Consider the following 16,284-nt stretch of genomic DNA (forward strand, 5'->3'; position numbering starts at 1 on the left):
CTGCAAAACCACACTCAATCAGCTTTCATTGCAAAGCTGATTTTATTTTAAGAACTCGGTCATGCAGCCTTTCAGACTGTTTGCAATAGCCTGTTGCGTGAGTTTTGACTTTACTTCTTCATCCAGAGTCGCTTTCAGTAAAGTGCTTGCCGGAATATCCTTGAGTGCATGCTCACCTACACATGAACAGACATTCTGTTCAAGTTCAGCTTTATTTTTGTCCTGCATAAAATAGGTCGAGGCAGTCCAGAATTTAGATGCTTTCAATTCTTTTGCACATTGGTATTCAATCACGGGTTTTAAAGTACGCTGTGTCAAAGTCATATCCGCATTTGAGCAAGCAGATACCAACACGCTACTGATGAGCAGAATTATATTTTTCAATTTCATATCCATCTATAAAAACAAAGGCAGAGCGAACCCTGCCTTTTATTTAAAAACTTAAACCAGGGCACGGATCTGGTTGATCCATTGCTCTTTTTCAGTATCGGTAATAAAAGAGGCTTCAAATGAGTTAATGGCCAACTGCTTGAGTTCCTCATTGCTTAAATCCAGTGCTTTAGCAATGGCAATAAAATTGTCATTCATATAACCACCAAAATAAGATGGATCATCTGAATTGACTGTAACGTGCACGCCTTGTTGCAAGAGGCGACGGATATTATGCTGCTGCATATCATCCACGACGCAGAGTTTCAGGTTTGACAATGGGCAAACTGTCAGTGGCATCTTTTCTGCGATCAGGCGCTGCATTAACTCCGGATCTTCTTCCGAACGAACCCCATGATCAATACGATTCACTTTCAGCAAATCTAAAGCTTCCCAGACATAAGCTGCCGGACCTTCCTCACCTGCATGTGCTACAACCAAGAAACCTGCTTCACGCGCTTTAGCAAAGACACGTTCAAACTTTGAAGGTGGATGCCCGACTTCACTTGAATCCAGACCGACCGCAATAATCTGGTCTTTATAAGGTAAGGCCTGTTCCAGTGTTGCAAATGCAGCATCTTCACTTAAATGACGCAAGAAACACATAATCAGATGTGAACTGATACCAAGTTTAGTTTTGGCATCATCACAGGCTTTTTGCAAGCCGTTGATCACGGTTGAAAAAGCAACACCACGATCGGTATGGGTTTGTGGATCAAAGAACATTTCAGTATGCACGACCCGGTCTTCAGCACATTTTTCAAAATACGCCCACGCCAGATCATAAAAATCCTGTTCATGAATCAGCACAGCAGCACCAGCATAATAAATATCTAGAAACGACTGAAGATTATGAAAGTTATACGCCTGTTTAACTTCTTCAACAGATTTATACGGGATGGCAATTTTATTACGCTGAGCGATCGCAAACATTAGCTCAGGCTCAAAAGTGCCCTCAATATGAACATGAAGCTCGGCCTTTGGCAAAGCTCGAATCAACTCAAGACGGTTCATCGCTTCTCCTCATGAAACCTAAAATAATAAAAAAAGGGTGCAAACTGAGTTTACACCCTTTCCAAATCTAGAAAAATTAGCCGCCAAATAGTGCGAATTTAAGCGTCCATAGTACTGCAATAATCCAGACCATATACGGTACTGTTGATGCCTTACCGGTTAACAATTTGATCAGTGCATAGCTGATGAAGCCCATCGCAATACCATCCGCAATTGAATAGGTAAATGGCATAAATACAATGGTTAAAAATGCAGGAACTGCTTCTGTAATATCTTCCCAGTCAATATGCACGATACCTTGAATCATTAAGACACCGACAAATAACAGCGCTGGCGCTGTTGCAAAGCTTGGTACAGACTGTGCCAATGGAGCCAGGAACAAACAGGCAACAAACAGGATACCGACTACAACAGCAGTTAGTCCTGTACGGCCACCGGCTGCTACGCCCGCAGAAGATTCAATGTATGGCGTAGTCGAAGATGTACCCAGCGCTGCACCTGCAACAATTGCAGAAGAGTCCGCAAAAAGTGCTTTTTTCAAACGCGGCAGTTTGCCATCTTTCAACAGGCCTGCACGGTGCGAAACACCAACCAGCGTACCGGTTGAATCGAATAAATCGACCAAGAAGAAGACAAAAATCACCCCGATTAAGCTGGCAGTGAATAGACCTTCAAAGCTCATTTGCATAAATGTTGGTGCAATCGATGGTACTGCGCCCACCACACCTTTAAATTCACTCAGACCCAATGCTGCTGAAATACCGGTTAACACCAAGATACTGATGATGATCGCACCACGCACTTTAAAGTGATGCATCACAACAACCAGAAGGAAACCAAATAATGCAAGCAAAACCGATGGTTGTTTTAAATCACCCAAACCTACCAACGTAGCGGGATTATCCACAATCAGGCCGGCATTTTTCAAAGCAATCAGCGCCAAGAATAAGCCAATACCACCACCGATGGCCAGTTTCAGCGACATTGGAATCGCATTTACAATGGCTTCACGGATTTTGAACATGCTGATCGCAATAAACACAAGACCGGAGATAAACACAGCCCCGAGTGCTGTTTGCCAAGGCACACCCATTCCCAAACAGACGGAATAGGTAAAGAAGGCATTTAAGCCCATGCCTGGTGCAAGTGCAATTGGATAATTTGCAATCAAGCCCATGACTAAACAGCCAATCGCGGCTGCAAGACAGGTTGCTACAAAGACAGCCCCATGATCCATCCCCGTTTCGGACAAAATCATCGGATTGACAATAATGATGTAACACATCGTTAAGAATGTAGTTACACCGGCAAGAACTTCTGTACGGAAACTGGTTTTGTTTTCACTCAGTTTAAACAGACGTTCAAGCATACTTTCTGAAGATGGATTAGGAGTCGTCATGACCTAGCCCCTATTGAGTAAACTTAATGCTTTAAGCAAGCCGTCAAATAAATGAAACTTTATAAAAAAATTCATCAATTTTAAGGATGTGTTAGCAACGAATATGCCAGCATAGCCATTTGACGGGTTAAAATGTTGGAACAGCTTACAGCCCCAGGGCTATGCTATAAAAACCCAAAAAAAATCTAAACAAAAAAGCTGCATAACCTTTATGCAGCTTTATTTTACGATTTAAATCAAATGCTTAACAAGATGGATTCTGCTTCATCCTGATCGTTGGCAAATTATAACACATTGATTTATTATTGCTTATTTGATTTTACACTTTATTAGAAATTAATATATTCCAGATGAATATTGAAAAAAATTTATTATATTTATTATTAGTTTAATTTTATTAATCTAGCCCAATTGCCGGGAGGAAGGTAGTACAAGCTGCTTAATGTCGATGCCGATTGGATTCCAGCAATTTGCTTGAATCACGTCCATCGTTCAAGACATGACGGATCTTTTCATATTTTCTGATTTCGGACTGTTTATGGACACAAAATCCTAATAAACTGATCATTAAGGCAAAAACAGGGATAGCATATATTTTCATTTTTATTATGCTGCTTTGTAACACTATGCAATTATGCTAACAAAAAACCTAACAAACTTGTGACATAGTTTACATTTAACCCGATAGAAGGCATTTATTTATCCTCTAAATATTAATTTTATGTCGTTTTATTTATTAATACTTAATTAATTTATAATTCTTTTTTCAAAAAATCGATACTATTAAAAACTCTTTCAAACAAACAATAAATAATTGAATTTAATATATTTTTCAAACTCTCTAAAAGAAGTTTATTCAAAATTAAGATATGGAGATAAATGAAATCTAACCTATTCAATAGAAATTATTTCGATTTATTTTATCGGCCTTTTCCAAGAATGCTCAACTTTAATTTTTAGAATAAAATGATCTAAATAAGGGAGATTTTGCTAGGGATTTCAAGATGTTTAGCGATATTTTTTATTTTTAATTACCTTGAAGCTCTACCTGATATTCAAGAATTACAGATTTTATAGTTGTCATGATGCTGTCTATTATTCCCTACTCACATCACATGCATGTACATAGTTCAAGAACCTAACCATAATAACGACATCCCAATATCCGGCATATATATCCTCATGCTGGATACTGGGAATCATCTCATTTATGCACTCAGTTGTTCATCACGCTTGAACACCAGTTCTCCTTTGAGTGAACTGTCTGCATCGAAATAATAGCCATCAGTATTAAAAGCTTTTAGCCCCTCTATACGATCAATTTTATTTTCAATCATAAAACGCGCCATGAGACCGCGTGCTTTTTTGGCATAGAAACTAATCACTTTATATTTGCCATTTTTCTGATCTAGAAATACCGGCTTGATAATGTCTGCCTGAATTTTGCACTCGTTGACTGATTTGTAATATTCATCAGAGGCAATATTCACCAGGATTTCAGAATTTGCTGCTGCTAGATCCTGATTAATCAGATCAGTAATGTGATGTGCCCAGAAGTCATATAGGTTATGCCCGCGGGAATTGGCCAATTTGGTTCCCATTTCCAGACGGTACGGCATCATCAAATCCAAGGGACGTAAGAGTCCATATAATCCAGACAACATGCGTAAACGGTCTTGTGCATAGTGCAGATCTTCATGTTTTAAACTATAGGCATCCAGACCTGTATAGACATCGCCTTTAAATGCAAAAATCGCCTGACGGGCATTGGCTAAATTAAAATCCGGTTGCCAGTCATTAAAACGTGCGGTATTTAAAGTGGCAATTTTTTCACTAACACTCATTAAGCTGGAAATTTCTGTTGCAGAAAGTGTGCGACAAACGTTGATCAAGTCCTGTGAATGTTCTAATAATCTCGCTTGAGTAAATTGGTCAGTCGGTAATGGAGTATCGTAATCGAGAGTTTTGGCTGGAGAAATTAAAGCGAGCATGGCAACCTGGTCAAAAAATGATTAATCAAACTATATCAGTCTGCTTATTTTAATTCCAATTCATGTTTTTATTCACCATAATCGTTAAAATGCACGATTCTCCTGTTAATCATCGGTTTTTATATGCCCGAGCAAATTTTTCTTCAAGGGCCTGCGGGTCAGATTGAAGTTTTTGTGGATTATCCTCAGGGTGAAGTGAAAGGATTCGCGGTAGTTTGTCACCCCCATCCATTGCAAGGCGGTACACCACAACATAAGGTTCCGGTTTTACTGGCACAAATGTATCTGGAACGTGACTGTATTGTGTATCGTCCAAGTTTCCGTGGTTCTGGTCAAAGTGAAGGTATACACGACGAGGGCTTCGGTGAGACGGATGATGTATTAGAAGTCATTCGGTTCGCTCGCAACCAGCATATTGCCCTGCCTTTTTATGCAGGCGGTTTTAGTTTTGGTGCGCATGTCATGGCAAAAAGCTATGCAGCCTTACCGGTAGAACTGCAACCAAAGCAAACCATTTTATGTGGTCTGCCGACTGCAACAGTAGCTGGTATTCGTCATTATGTGACACCAGCCATCAAAGGCGACATTCTGTTCATTCACGGTGAAGCCGATGAAGTGACTTTGCTCTCAGATATGATTGAATGGGCAAAGCCACAACGCCATTTAGTGACCGTATTACCTGGTGCCAACCATTTCTTTACCGGCTATTTAAAGCAATTACGGATCGCAATGACCCGGTACTTAGCGCTTGGCTAAATAAAAAAACCCATCAGATGATGGGTTTTTTTATTAAAAGACAAAATCTTCTGCAAAAATTTCATACATCACAGCCCGATATTTAGGCTTATCGATGTAACAGAGAATTTTTCCACCCAAGCGTTCTGCAATTTTACGGCTAGCCCAGTTTTCTTCTGCTACCGGGTAGCTTAAGACTTGAATCCCTAATGTATTAAAAGCATAGGCCACAACACAATGCACTGCCTCATGTCCATAATGATGACCATGCGCAGTTTCACGAATCCAGATACCGACTTCAGGTATTTCATCATGAAGTCGATGCAAACCACATAGCCCAATAAATTCTTGTGTTTCAATATGACGGATCACAAATACATATTCTTTATAATCAGTCATATTTTCCAGCCAATTTTGCCAGACTGTTGCAAATCCCTGTTCAGATTGTGGTGGGTCCCACGCCATAAAACGTGTCAAACTCGGCGTAATTGAAGCATAAGTTTCTTTGGCATCGGCTGATTTAAAACAATTCAGGATCAAGCGTTGACTTTGCAGTGTAGGCAAAGCTGATTGATTCTGTTGAATTAGCTCTTCCATTCAAACTCGCTAAAGCTTTCCTGCTCTTTTAGAGAGGTTTCCACTGCCTGTGCAAGCTGATTAAGCAAACTTCTTTCGGTGATACGATCCAGCCAGTCCTGTTGTTCTTCAGGATATGAGGCAATTTCACAAACCAGATGCCCTTGTTCATCTCTGGTTTCGCAACTCACAGATAAAGGCAGCGCATGGTCTTCCACGCTGACGGCAACCTGAGCTCCACTTTGGCTTAAGGTCTGAAAACCATATTTGCCTAATTTTTCGGCAAGTAAATGTGCTACATATTCCTGGGTTTCCTGACCATCCCGTGGTGTTTGGCTCTGGGTATTGGCCATGAATTTTAATTTTCGCATCGCTACTTCCAAATGGCTTTTTTCTTATATGGGTTTAGCATAAGCAATATAAACAAAACAGCCAAGCAAAAGCTTGGCTGTTTCACATAATTTTAAAAATTATTCTGACACTTGAATTGGCAATCCTGCGATTGAGGTCAATTCTGTAAAGGTCGGGAAACTGGTTGCGACCGTTTCAGTACCGACAATCTTGATCTGCTCCGAATTACGCAAACCGGCAATCGAAAAACTCATCGCGATACGGTGATCGTGATGCGATTCAATTTCACCACCCGTAAAGATTGGCAACCAGTCACCGGACTTACCCTTACCTTCAATGATGATGCCATCTTCAGTTGGGGTACAGTCGATGCCCATGGTTTGAAGACCGTCGGCCATCACTTGAATACGATCCGATTCTTTTACGCGAAGCTCGGCAGCACCGGTCAGGATGGTTTGACCTTCGGCACATGCAGCCGCAATGAATAGCGCCGGGAATTCATCAATTGCCAATGGCACCTGATCTTCCGGCATATGAATGCCTTTTAAGGTACGTGTACCACGGATACGAATATCGGCAATCGGTTCACCGCCTGCAATACGCTCGTTTTCAACTGTAATGTCCGCACCCATTTGCTTGAGGATTTCGATCACACCAGTACGGGTCGGGTTAATGCCAACTGCTTCAAGGGTCACATCCGAGTTTTCAGTAATGGCCGCACCGACCATAAAGAAAGCAGCAGAAGAAATATCTGAAGGCACCTGAATATTGGTTCCAACCAGCTTTCCGCCACCTTGCAGTGAAATTCGATTACCTTCGGTTTTCACTTCATAACCAAAGGCACGTAGCATACGTTCAGTATGGTCGCGTGTTGGTTCTGGTTCAGTCACCGAAGTTTCACCTTCTGCCCATAGACCTGCAAGTAAAATCCCTGATTTCACCTGAGCAGAGGCCATTGGCAAATCGTACTGAATCCCTTTCAGGTTTTGGTTGCCGGTGATGGATACAGGTGGCGTACCTCGCTCACCAGTGGTCTGAATTTGCGCGCCCATTTCACGTAAAGGCTTGGCAATACGCTCCATTGGACGTTTAGACAATGACGCATCCCCTGTCATCACTGAATCAAATTTCTGTGCTGCTAGCATACCCGACAGCAAACGCATTGAAGTGCCTGAGTTGCCCATATAAATGGCAGACTGCGGCGCTTTTAAGCCTTGCATGCCAACACCATGAATGGTGACTTCACCATTTTTAGGGCCTTCAATGCTGACTCCCATATCACGGAAAGCTTGCAGTGTCGCTAGAGCATCCTCACCTTCCAAAAAGCCGGTCACATGTGTGGTACCTTCTGCAATCGCACCAAACATGATCGAGCGATGTGACACAGATTTGTCACCTGGCACGGTAAATTTACCCTGAAATTTCTTGGCACCCGGCTGAATGGTAAATTGTTGTGTCACTTTATTTTTCTCCATGAAAGGTTTCTTGGCGAGCATATGGTTGAAATGCTGGCGAGCTGCCTGCGCATGACCCAATAAGCCCATCAATGCGTGGGAATCTTCATCTTCAATCAATTTGCGAATAATCGCGAGCTGCTGTTCAAAGCCATCAACAGCATTCAGAACTGCTTTTTTGTTGGCAAAAAAGATGTCATGCCACATTTGTGGATCGCTAGCGGCAATTCGCGAGAAATCCCGGAAGCCACCGGCAGCATAACGAAATATATCTAAATTGTCTTCACGCTTGGCCAATTGCTCAACCAAGTTGAATGCCATGAGATGCGGAAGATGACTGGTATGCGCCAGCACTTCATCGTGCTTGTCGACATCCATACAAATCACTTCGGCTTTCGCCGCTTGCCACAGCTGAATCAGTTTATCGACGGCCCAGTCTGCACTGCTTGGCAGTGGCGTCAAGATCACCTTGTGATTGACAAATAAATCAACTTTACCTGCATGCACCCCGGTATGCTCGGCACCTGCAATCGGATGGCCCGGTACAAAACCTTCAGGCAGTTCATCGCCAAAAACCGCTTTCGCTGCATCGACCACATTACCTTTGGTACTACCCACATCAGTAATAATGGTATTGGCAGATAAATAAGGCTTGATAGCTTCCAGCACCTTTTGCGTGGCACGTACCGGCAATGCCAGTACCACCAGATCAGCGCCTTTGACCGCCTCTACAGGATCGGCATAGCCTTCGGAAATCAGGCCAAGAGAGTTAGCATCTTCCAAAGTCTTTTGTGAACGTGTCGATGCAACAATGTCATTGGCCAAATGCTCGGCTCGAATGACACGCGCCAGACTTGAACCAATCAGTCCAAGCCCGATAAATGCAACTTTTTCAAACAGTGGCTGCGACATGGTTTAAGCTTTTGCCTCTAAACCGAGTACTTTAGCCAATGCGCTCAAGAATTTCGCATTTTCTGCTTCAGTACCAATCGATACCCGAATGTGATTAGAAATACCGACCGGACGCACAATCACCCCTTGCTTGAGCAGACCATTGAAGGTTGCTGATGGGTCTGCCTGTACATCTACCAAGATAAAGTTGGCACGTGAAGGCACATAGTTAAGACCCAAAGCCTTAAAACCAGCTTCAAGTTGCGCCATACCGGCTTTATTCACTTCACGAGAACGCGCGATAAAATCTTCATCTTTCAGTGCAGCCACCGCAGCCACCATCGCAAGATGGTTGACATTAAATGGCTGACGAATACGATTGAGATAATCCGTCACTTCTACTGAAGCCAGAGCAAAACCAACACGTAGTGCAGCCAAACCATAGCACTTCGACAAAGTACGGCTAACGATCAGGTTTGGATATTGCGCGAGGAATTTCAAGCTGTTGAAGTTTTCCGGGAAATATTCCACATAGGCTTCATCCAGAACCACGATGACATTGGCAGGAACTTTTTGCATGAACGCTTCAAATTCAGCTTCTTCAAACCAGGTTCCTGTTGGATTATTCGGGTTTGCAATGAAGACGAGTTTGGTATTGTCTTGAATGGCAGCCGCCATTGCTTCCAAGTCATGCGAAAAGCCTTTAGCTGGCACTTCAATCGCTTGTGCATTAATGGCTTGAGTCACCAATGCATAAACTGCAAAAGCATGCTGGCTATACAACACCGAATCATTTTCTGAAACGAATGCGCGGGCAAACATTTCCAGTAAGTCGTTTGAACCATTCCCCAAGGTAATCTGATCGTGATTAAAACCAAACTGGGCCTTGATCTGATCTTTCAGGATAAAACCACCACCATCCGGATAACGGCCAATTTCAGAAATTTCCGCAGCGACCGCTTCTTTGACTTTATCTGAACAACCCAGCGGATTTTCATTTGAAGCCAGTTTGACGATATCGGTAAGACCCAACTCGCGCTCAAGTTCACTGATCGGTTTACCCGGTTGATATGGCTTTAATTTTGAGATGCCTGAATTGGCTGGAACAAACGACATTTTAGACTTCCAATTTTAGGTATAAAACAGTGGTCAGCACCCTCGCCCTGACCACGTATAGCTGACTTAAAGTACAGCTGCAGGATATGAACCGAGCACGCGAACTTCTTTAACCAAAGGACGAATTTCTTCAATGGCTGCTTTCACGTGTTCCTGCTCAATATGGCCTTCAAGATCAATGAAGAACACATAAGCCCATTTTTCAGGAAGTGCAGGCCGGGTTTCAATACTGGTCAGGCTGATATTGTGCTTGGCAAACGGCGCCAGAATTTCCAGCAAAGCTCCGGCACGATCATGCGCTGAGATTAGTAATGAAGTCTTGTCATTACCACTTTGCGGCACTTTTTCACGACCAATCACCAGGAAGCGTGTGGTATTTTCCGGATTGTCCTCGATATTGCTATGCATGATTTCGAGGTCATAGATACTCGCGGCAATTTCAGAAGCAATTGCAGCAGAATGCCATTCATTACGAATACGGCGTGCTGCTTCCGCATTGGAACTTAAAGCGACACGTTCCACACCTGGATAATGAGCATCCAGCCACTTACGGCATTGTGCCAAAGTCTGCTGATGCGCATAAATCTGTTTGATGCTGTCTTTACGGGTATTTTCAGAAATCAGGAACTGATGGTGAATCGGTAATTCAACTTCGCCAATCACATTCAGGTTCGATGTTTTAAAACAGTCCAAAGTATGGTTGACCACGCCTTCAGAGGAATTTTCTACCGGCACCAGACCATAATGGGCACTGCCTGCTTCCACGTCACGGAAAACTTCATCAATGGTCGGTAAAGGACGAACCACAGCATCATGACCAAAGTGCTTGAGTACCGCAGAATGGGTATAAGTCCCGACTGGGCCAAGGAAAGCAATGCTTTGCGGCGCTTCGAGTGCCAGACAGGCCGACATGATTTCACGGAACAGACGTGCCATGGTGGTATCAGACAATGGCCCTTCATTACGTTCCATGACATTACGCAAAACCTGAGCTTCACGTTCTGGACGGTAAAACAGCGGATTCTCTTCTGAGGCAAATTTTGCTTTTGCCACTGCTTCAGCCAAACGTGCCCGACGGTTAATCAATTGCTGAATTTGCTGATCAACAGAATCGATATCTTCACGAATTTTTGCCAAATCAAGAGAAGTCGTGGTGTTTTGATCGTCGTTGATCATTGTTATGTCGCCCTTCATAAACCTTATCTGTTCAGTATAACAATAGTGAGCTTTAAAATGTTACGCAATATGACATTGCTAGATTAAGTCTTAAAAACAGACAGTTGGTTTTAACCACTCATCGCTTTTAGTCATATCTGGTAACATTTAGTTCAGCATTTTGGCTTGATTTACATTATCAAATTGTAAACTTAGCCTGTCCATCTTAACTGATTTTAATGAATATGAAATATCACTATTTCTTAATCTATATAGCGGTTTTAAGCATAAGAAAATTAAAATAATAGCTTTGTACTTGTCTTTTTTGACCTATTAAAATCTGAGATATCTTTCACAATAAAATGCACGCTCCTCACGCTCATCTCTCTTATTTAATATTGATTTTCCTAAATTTTTTACATGAAATTACTACTCTGTTACAAAGTGGAGACGTTTTTTCAACCTTTAACAGCTAGTCTAATTTAAATCATGAGTTGGGGGGATCAATCATGCCAAAAAGAATAGCAGTACTTATAACAAATAATTTTGAAGACCAAGAATACCTAGAGCCAGTGGCTGCCTTGCTGGCTGCCCATCATAGCGTCTGCAATATCGAACTTAACGCAGGCAAAGTGGTCTATGGGCTGCATGGCTGTTCTGCCGTGACCATCGACCGTGGTATCGAACAAATCAGTATTGATGACTTTGATGCCTTGCTGATTCCAGGGGGCGAATCTGCGGTTTCTCTCTCTACCGATGTTCGGGTGCTACAGTTCATCCATGCCTTCAATCAGGCCAAAAAAGCTATTTTCAGTTTATGTGATGCATCCTTATTACTGTGTGAAGCAGATGTGCTGAAAAATCGGATTATTACCAGTATCCGGGCGCATGCGAGTCGCGTACAGCATGCGGGTGGAACCTATTATGATGTAGAACTGGTGAATGACAATAATCAGTTGATTTCATCGCGTCTACCCAATGATTTACCCATTTTTATTCATGAATGTTTGGATGTCTTAAAATCATAAAGTCTTAAAAAATATTTCCCATCTTGGCCATGTTCTCCCCTATAAAAAAGAGTCCTTCGGGACTCTTTTTTTATGAGTGAGCTATTAACGTCCTAACAGACCACGTGCCACTATCTCTTTCATGATTTCATTAGTACCACCATAAATCCGCTGAATCCGCGCATCAACGAAGAAACGTGAAATTGGATATTCAGTCATATAGCCATAACCCCCAAATAATTGCAGGAGATTGTCCGCGATTTTCATCTGCATATCGGTAGAAAAACTTTTCAATGCCGCTGCAGTTTCTACATCCAGCTTCCCTTGCATATAAAGCTCAAGATTCTGGTTATAAAATGCTGCAGTTGCCAATTCATCAATTTTCGCTTGCGCCAACACAAAACGAGTATTCTGGAATTGACCGATCGCCTGACCAAAAGCCTGACGCTCTTTCACATATTGTGTGGTCACATCGATCGAGCCACGAATGGCGCCTAGAGCGGTGGCAGCGATGGCGGTACGCTCACGTGGCAATTCCTGCATCAGGTAAGCAAATCCCTGTCCCGGCTGACCCAGTAATTGGTCCTTTGGCACTTTAACATTGTCGAAGAACAGTTCAGACGTATCCTGAGCATGCAGACCAATCTTGTCCAGATTAGTGCCTTTTTTAAAGCCTTCCAGATGGGTATCGACCAGCAGCAATGAAACGCCTTTAGCTCGGGCTTGAGGATCGGTTTTGACCGCAAGCACTACCAAGTCAGCATGCTGACCATTGGAAATGAAGGTTTTTGAGCCATTTAACAGATAATATTCATCCTGCAAGATGGCACTAGTACGCATGGCTTGCAAATCTGAACCTGCACCTGGCTCGGTCATGCCAATCGCACCGACCACTTCACCGGTGACCATTTTTGGTAACCAGTATTTTTTCTGTTCTTCAGTACCAATACGCAGGATATACGGTGCTGCAATATCGGAATGACAAGACAGACCTGTGGCAATGGCACTGTATCCGGCACGTGCAGATTCTTCGATCAGCATCAAGGAATAATCGGTCGGCACCCCATAGCCACCATATTCTTCTGGAACATCGACACACAAGAAGCCATTTTCACCGAGTGCATTCCAGACTGAACGCGGCATCAGACCTTCACGTTCCCACCGGTCGTAGTACGGTGCGACATGTTCGTTCATAAAGCGTTTAAAATTATCGCGGAATAATTCTAGATCGGCATCGTAGGCAAGCATTCTATTGTCCTTGTTGTTTATCATTTTAGTTTCCTTTTCACAGACTATCGACTTTCCTGCTCCCTGTCATGTGCCGGCATTCATCTTTTTACTAACTTCACAGTCAATAAAAAAGGGAAGCCGAAGCTTCCCTTTTAGACATGAAAGACAGACTCAAAATTAGTGAGCGTTATTGCCTTCTTGTGCCATTTTTTCGTCAATTTCTGCAGGATTTGCTAAAGCATAGTTCAGCTTGTCCATATCTAACTGGCCCACCCATTTCGCAACCACTAAAGTCGCCAAAGAGTTACCGACCAGATTGGTCAAGGCACGAGCTTCAGACATGAAACGATCGATACCGAGAATCAATGCCAGACCTGCAACAGGAATATTCCCTACAGCAGCCAAAGTTGCCGCCATCACAATAAAGCCTGAACCAGTCACGCCTGCCGCACCCTTAGATGAGATCAGAAGTACCAGAAGCAGGGTAATTTGATGAGACAAGTCAAGTTGCGTATTGGTTGCTTGCGCAATAAAGATTGCAGCCATCGTCAAGTAAATCGACGTACCATCCAGGTTAAATGAATAACCAGTTGGAATCACCAGACCTACCACTGATTTTTCAGCACCGGCAAGTTCCAGTTTCTTCAACATACGTGGCAGTACTGATTCTGAAGATGACGTCCCCAGTACAATCAGAAGTTCTTCGCGAATCAGGCGGATCATCTTCATGATACTGAAACCAGCAAAACGCGCAATTGAGCCCAATACGATGAAAATAAACAGTACGCAGGTGACATAGAAACAAATGATCAACTGTGCCAGCTGAGCAAGAGAACCAATACCATATTTACCAATGGTAAAGGCCATCGCACCAAATGCACCGATTGGAGCAAGTTTCATCACCATGTTCACGATGTTGAAGAATACATGTGAAATCTGGTCAATAAGTTTCAGGACTGGCTTGCCTTGATCACCCAGCTTATGCAGTGCAAAACCAAAGATGATCGCGAACAATAGAACCTGCAGGATTTCTCCTTCTGCAAATGCGCCCACAACCGTATTTGGAATAATGTTCATCAGGAAGTCGATAGTCGATTGTGACTCACCTGAAGCAACATATTTACTGATGCCACTGGTATCCAGTGAAGCAGGATCAACGTTCATGCCCACGCCAGGCTTGACGATGTTAATCACGACCAGACCGATGACCAAAGCAATCGTAGATACGATCTCGAAGTAAAGTAAAGCAACACCACCAGTTTTACCGACTGATTTCATGCTTTCCATACCCGCAATACCGCTCACCACGGTACAGAAAATCACAGGTGCGATGATCATTTTAATCAGACGGATAAATGCATCACCAAGCGGTTTAAGCTGTTCACCCAAGCCAGGGACATGTTGTTCTACGCCATTGATAATTTGCGTACCACTAGGCGAAAAATGCCCGACCAGAATACCTGCGATAATGGCCACAATCACTTGAAAATACAGTGACTTATAAATTGGTTGTTTCGCCATAATAAATCTACTTGAACGATATCAAAAATAAGAAAGACCATTTTGAGAAATATACTGACCTCTTCATCCCTTCTCAGGGTGAACCGGATCAAATCTCAAAAGGCTCAAGAGAATGTTCAAAATGATAATCAGCCATGCATTGAATCTGACACTCAGCATCAGACCAAAGTATTAAATGGGAGAAAGAGATTAAGAAAAATTAAACAGACTCTAAAAATTGCCTAAATTTTACCGAATATTCATACTAAATGTGCATAACTTATTATGCGCTTGTTTATGTTTTAACCAGAATAGATTAGACATTAGTCGATAATCAGATTTAACTGATTGTTTTACGTATACTGAAATGTTTATGGATTTTCACCCTCTCCCTTGACATTAATATTTTCTGCAAGCTGTAAAAAGTTATGAATACCAAAAGAAATATTTATAAAGATTTCGAACATCCCTTTGCCCAATATGTACGCATTGTGGGTAAAGGGAAAAATGGCGCCCGCTCTCTCTGCTATGATGAAGCCTATCAAGCCTTCAGTATGATTTTGAAAAATGAAGTGCTGGATGTGCAGTTAGGTGCATTCTTGATGTTATTGCGGGTCAAGGAAGAATCTGTAGATGAGTTGGCCGGTTTTGTACAGGCGACACGTGACCAGCTGAGTTTCAAAAAACTGGATGTCGATCTGGACTGGTCTTCATATGCGGGCAAGCGCAAGCATTATCCATGGTTTATTCTGGCAGCCCTGACACTGGCCAAGCATGGTTATAATATTGTGATGCATGGTGCCTCGGGCCATACCATGAACCGCGTTTACACCGAACAGGTGCTGACTTACTTAGGCTATCCAATCTGTCAAAATGATGCCGAGGTTGAACAGCAACTTCTACAACAGCATTTTGCTTACATACCGTTAGAAGTAATTTCTCCGATTCTTGCAGACTTGATTGCGCTGCGTAATGTCATGGGCTTACGCTCCCCAATTCATACCCTGGCGCGTCTGATCAATCCCTTTAATGCCAAAGCGACCCTGCAAGCCATTTTCCATCCAGCATATCGTGGTTCGCATCAGCAAGCAGCTTTCCGCTTGGGCTATAAAAATAGTGCCGTGATTAAAGGTGAAGGGGGCGAATTCGAGCGTAATCCGGATGCCAAAACGCTCATCTGTGGCATTAAAGATGGCCTGCTCTATGAGCATGAATTGCCAAAGCTCACTGATAACCGCAGTCCTATTGAAGAAAAACTGGATCTAGCGCTATTCAAGGCTGTCTGGAATGGTCAGCAAAGCCATGAGTATGGCGAGATTGCAGTGATAGAAACCATGGGCATTGCGCTATATACCATGGGCGTGTGTGGCAGCTTTGAAGCTGCGATGCAAAAAGCCAAAACCTTATGGGCGAATCGTCACACGGTTTAATCTTGT

At 42.8% G+C, this 16,284-nt stretch carries 14 protein-coding genes; 3 read left to right on the top strand and 11 right to left on the bottom strand.

Going from position 1 to position 16,284, the window contains the following annotated elements:
* Nucleotides 1-42: 42 nt before the first annotated feature.
* From AC13CK_RS04410 to yaaA, 4 genes are all read right to left on the bottom strand, one after another.
* Nucleotides 43-396 (bottom strand): hypothetical protein, encoded by a 354-nt coding sequence (locus tag AC13CK_RS04410; RefSeq protein ID WP_425879885.1) that lies wholly within the window; start codon nt 394-396, stop codon nt 43-45.
* Nucleotides 397-441: 45 nt separating this feature from the next.
* Nucleotides 442-1,443, bottom strand: coding sequence for an adenosine deaminase (locus AC13CK_RS04415; RefSeq protein WP_425879884.1), 1,002 nt, complete (start codon nt 1,441-1,443; stop codon nt 442-444).
* Between the two features lie 76 nt (nt 1,444-1,519).
* On the bottom strand, nt 1,520-2,842 hold the full coding sequence (locus tag AC13CK_RS04420) for an NCS2 family permease (protein ID WP_004645563.1): 1,323 nt from the start codon (nt 2,840-2,842) through the stop codon (nt 1,520-1,522).
* A 1,208-nt stretch (nt 2,843-4,050) separates the two neighbouring features.
* Nucleotides 4,051-4,833: a peroxide stress protein YaaA gene (yaaA, locus tag AC13CK_RS04425; RefSeq protein ID WP_005247421.1), complete on the bottom strand. Its 783-nt coding sequence runs from the start codon at nt 4,831-4,833 to the stop codon at nt 4,051-4,053.
* Between the two features lie 123 nt (nt 4,834-4,956).
* Between yaaA and AC13CK_RS04430 the strand changes: the two genes are divergently transcribed.
* Nucleotides 4,957-5,589 (top strand): alpha/beta hydrolase, encoded by a 633-nt coding sequence (locus tag AC13CK_RS04430; protein ID WP_425879883.1) that lies wholly within the window; start codon nt 4,957-4,959, stop codon nt 5,587-5,589.
* A 33-nt stretch (nt 5,590-5,622) separates the two neighbouring features.
* Here the strand turns inward: AC13CK_RS04430 and AC13CK_RS04435 are convergent, their stop codons facing one another.
* The 5 genes from AC13CK_RS04435 to pheA form a co-directional block, all read right to left on the bottom strand.
* Nucleotides 5,623-6,165 carry a GNAT family N-acetyltransferase gene (locus tag AC13CK_RS04435; protein WP_425879882.1) on the bottom strand — a complete coding sequence of 181 codons (543 nt, stop codon included), beginning with the start codon at nt 6,163-6,165 and terminating at the stop codon, nt 5,623-5,625.
* Nucleotides 6,153-6,515 (bottom strand): hypothetical protein, encoded by a 363-nt coding sequence (locus tag AC13CK_RS04440; protein WP_425879881.1) that lies wholly within the window; start codon nt 6,513-6,515, stop codon nt 6,153-6,155. The genes AC13CK_RS04435 and AC13CK_RS04440 overlap by 13 nt, the downstream gene beginning before the upstream one ends.
* Nucleotides 6,516-6,614: 99 nt before the next feature.
* Nucleotides 6,615-8,861 carry a bifunctional prephenate dehydrogenase/3-phosphoshikimate 1-carboxyvinyltransferase gene (locus tag AC13CK_RS04445; RefSeq protein ID WP_425879880.1) on the bottom strand — a complete coding sequence of 749 codons (2,247 nt, stop codon included), beginning with the start codon at nt 8,859-8,861 and terminating at the stop codon, nt 6,615-6,617.
* 3 nt (nt 8,862-8,864) lie between these two features.
* Nucleotides 8,865-9,956, bottom strand: coding sequence for a histidinol-phosphate transaminase (gene hisC, locus AC13CK_RS04450; protein WP_425879879.1), 1,092 nt, complete (start codon nt 9,954-9,956; stop codon nt 8,865-8,867).
* A gap of 66 nt (nt 9,957-10,022) precedes the next feature.
* Nucleotides 10,023-11,132: a prephenate dehydratase gene (pheA, locus tag AC13CK_RS04455; RefSeq protein WP_004645570.1), complete on the bottom strand. Its 1,110-nt coding sequence runs from the start codon at nt 11,130-11,132 to the stop codon at nt 10,023-10,025.
* Between the two features lie 488 nt (nt 11,133-11,620).
* Here pheA and AC13CK_RS04460 point away from each other — a divergent pair, with 488 nt between their 5' ends.
* A complete protein-coding gene (locus AC13CK_RS04460) occupies nt 11,621-12,139 on the top strand; it encodes a DJ-1/PfpI family protein (RefSeq protein ID WP_074383309.1) in 519 nt (172 codons plus the stop codon).
* 84 nt (nt 12,140-12,223) lie between these two features.
* On the opposite strand, the gene AC13CK_RS04465 is transcribed toward AC13CK_RS04460, so the two are convergent.
* Nucleotides 12,224-13,366 (bottom strand): acyl-CoA dehydrogenase family protein, encoded by a 1,143-nt coding sequence (locus AC13CK_RS04465; protein ID WP_425879878.1) that lies wholly within the window; start codon nt 13,364-13,366, stop codon nt 12,224-12,226.
* Between the two features lie 159 nt (nt 13,367-13,525).
* Nucleotides 13,526-14,869, bottom strand: a complete 1,344-nt coding sequence (locus tag AC13CK_RS04470) for a dicarboxylate/amino acid:cation symporter (protein ID WP_195725817.1) — start codon at nt 14,867-14,869, stop codon at nt 13,526-13,528.
* A 407-nt stretch (nt 14,870-15,276) separates the two neighbouring features.
* Between AC13CK_RS04470 and AC13CK_RS04475 the strand changes: the two genes are divergently transcribed.
* A complete protein-coding gene (locus tag AC13CK_RS04475; protein WP_425879877.1) occupies nt 15,277-16,278 on the top strand; it encodes a glycosyl transferase family protein in 1,002 nt (333 codons plus the stop codon).
* Nucleotides 16,279-16,284 lie beyond the last annotated feature (6 nt).

It is taken from the genome of Acinetobacter sp. L-24, from assembly GCF_056857555.1.

What these genes read in the sequence shown, in the direction of transcription:
- pheA (WP_004645570.1), bottom strand. Translation starts at nt 11,132, where the DNA reads ATGATCAACGACGATCAAAACACCACGACTTCTCTTGATTTGGCAAAA.
- AC13CK_RS04470 (WP_195725817.1), bottom strand. Translation starts at nt 14,869, where the DNA reads ATGGCGAAACAACCAATTTATAAGTCACTGTATTTTCAAGTGATTGTG.
- AC13CK_RS04440 (WP_425879881.1), bottom strand. Translation starts at nt 6,515, where the DNA reads ATGCGAAAATTAAAATTCATGGCCAATACCCAGAGCCAAACACCACGG.
- AC13CK_RS04465 (WP_425879878.1), bottom strand. Translation starts at nt 13,366, where the DNA reads ATGCTTGCCTACGATGCCGATCTAGAATTATTCCGCGATAATTTTAAA.
- AC13CK_RS04475 (WP_425879877.1), top strand. Translation starts at nt 15,277, where the DNA reads ATGAATACCAAAAGAAATATTTATAAAGATTTCGAACATCCCTTTGCC.
- AC13CK_RS04445 (WP_425879880.1), bottom strand. Translation starts at nt 8,861, where the DNA reads ATGTCGCAGCCACTGTTTGAAAAAGTTGCATTTATCGGGCTTGGACTG.
- AC13CK_RS04460 (WP_074383309.1), top strand. Translation starts at nt 11,621, where the DNA reads ATGCCAAAAAGAATAGCAGTACTTATAACAAATAATTTTGAAGACCAA.
- AC13CK_RS04420 (WP_004645563.1), bottom strand. Translation starts at nt 2,842, where the DNA reads ATGACGACTCCTAATCCATCTTCAGAAAGTATGCTTGAACGTCTGTTT.
- AC13CK_RS04410 (WP_425879885.1), bottom strand. Translation starts at nt 396, where the DNA reads ATGGATATGAAATTGAAAAATATAATTCTGCTCATCAGTAGCGTGTTG.
- hisC (WP_425879879.1), bottom strand. Translation starts at nt 9,956, where the DNA reads ATGTCGTTTGTTCCAGCCAATTCAGGCATCTCAAAATTAAAGCCATAT.
- AC13CK_RS04435 (WP_425879882.1), bottom strand. Translation starts at nt 6,165, where the DNA reads ATGGAAGAGCTAATTCAACAGAATCAATCAGCTTTGCCTACACTGCAA.
- AC13CK_RS04415 (WP_425879884.1), bottom strand. Translation starts at nt 1,443, where the DNA reads ATGAACCGTCTTGAGTTGATTCGAGCTTTGCCAAAGGCCGAGCTTCAT.
- yaaA (WP_005247421.1), bottom strand. Translation starts at nt 4,833, where the DNA reads ATGCTCGCTTTAATTTCTCCAGCCAAAACTCTCGATTACGATACTCCA.
- AC13CK_RS04430 (WP_425879883.1), top strand. Translation starts at nt 4,957, where the DNA reads ATGCCCGAGCAAATTTTTCTTCAAGGGCCTGCGGGTCAGATTGAAGTT.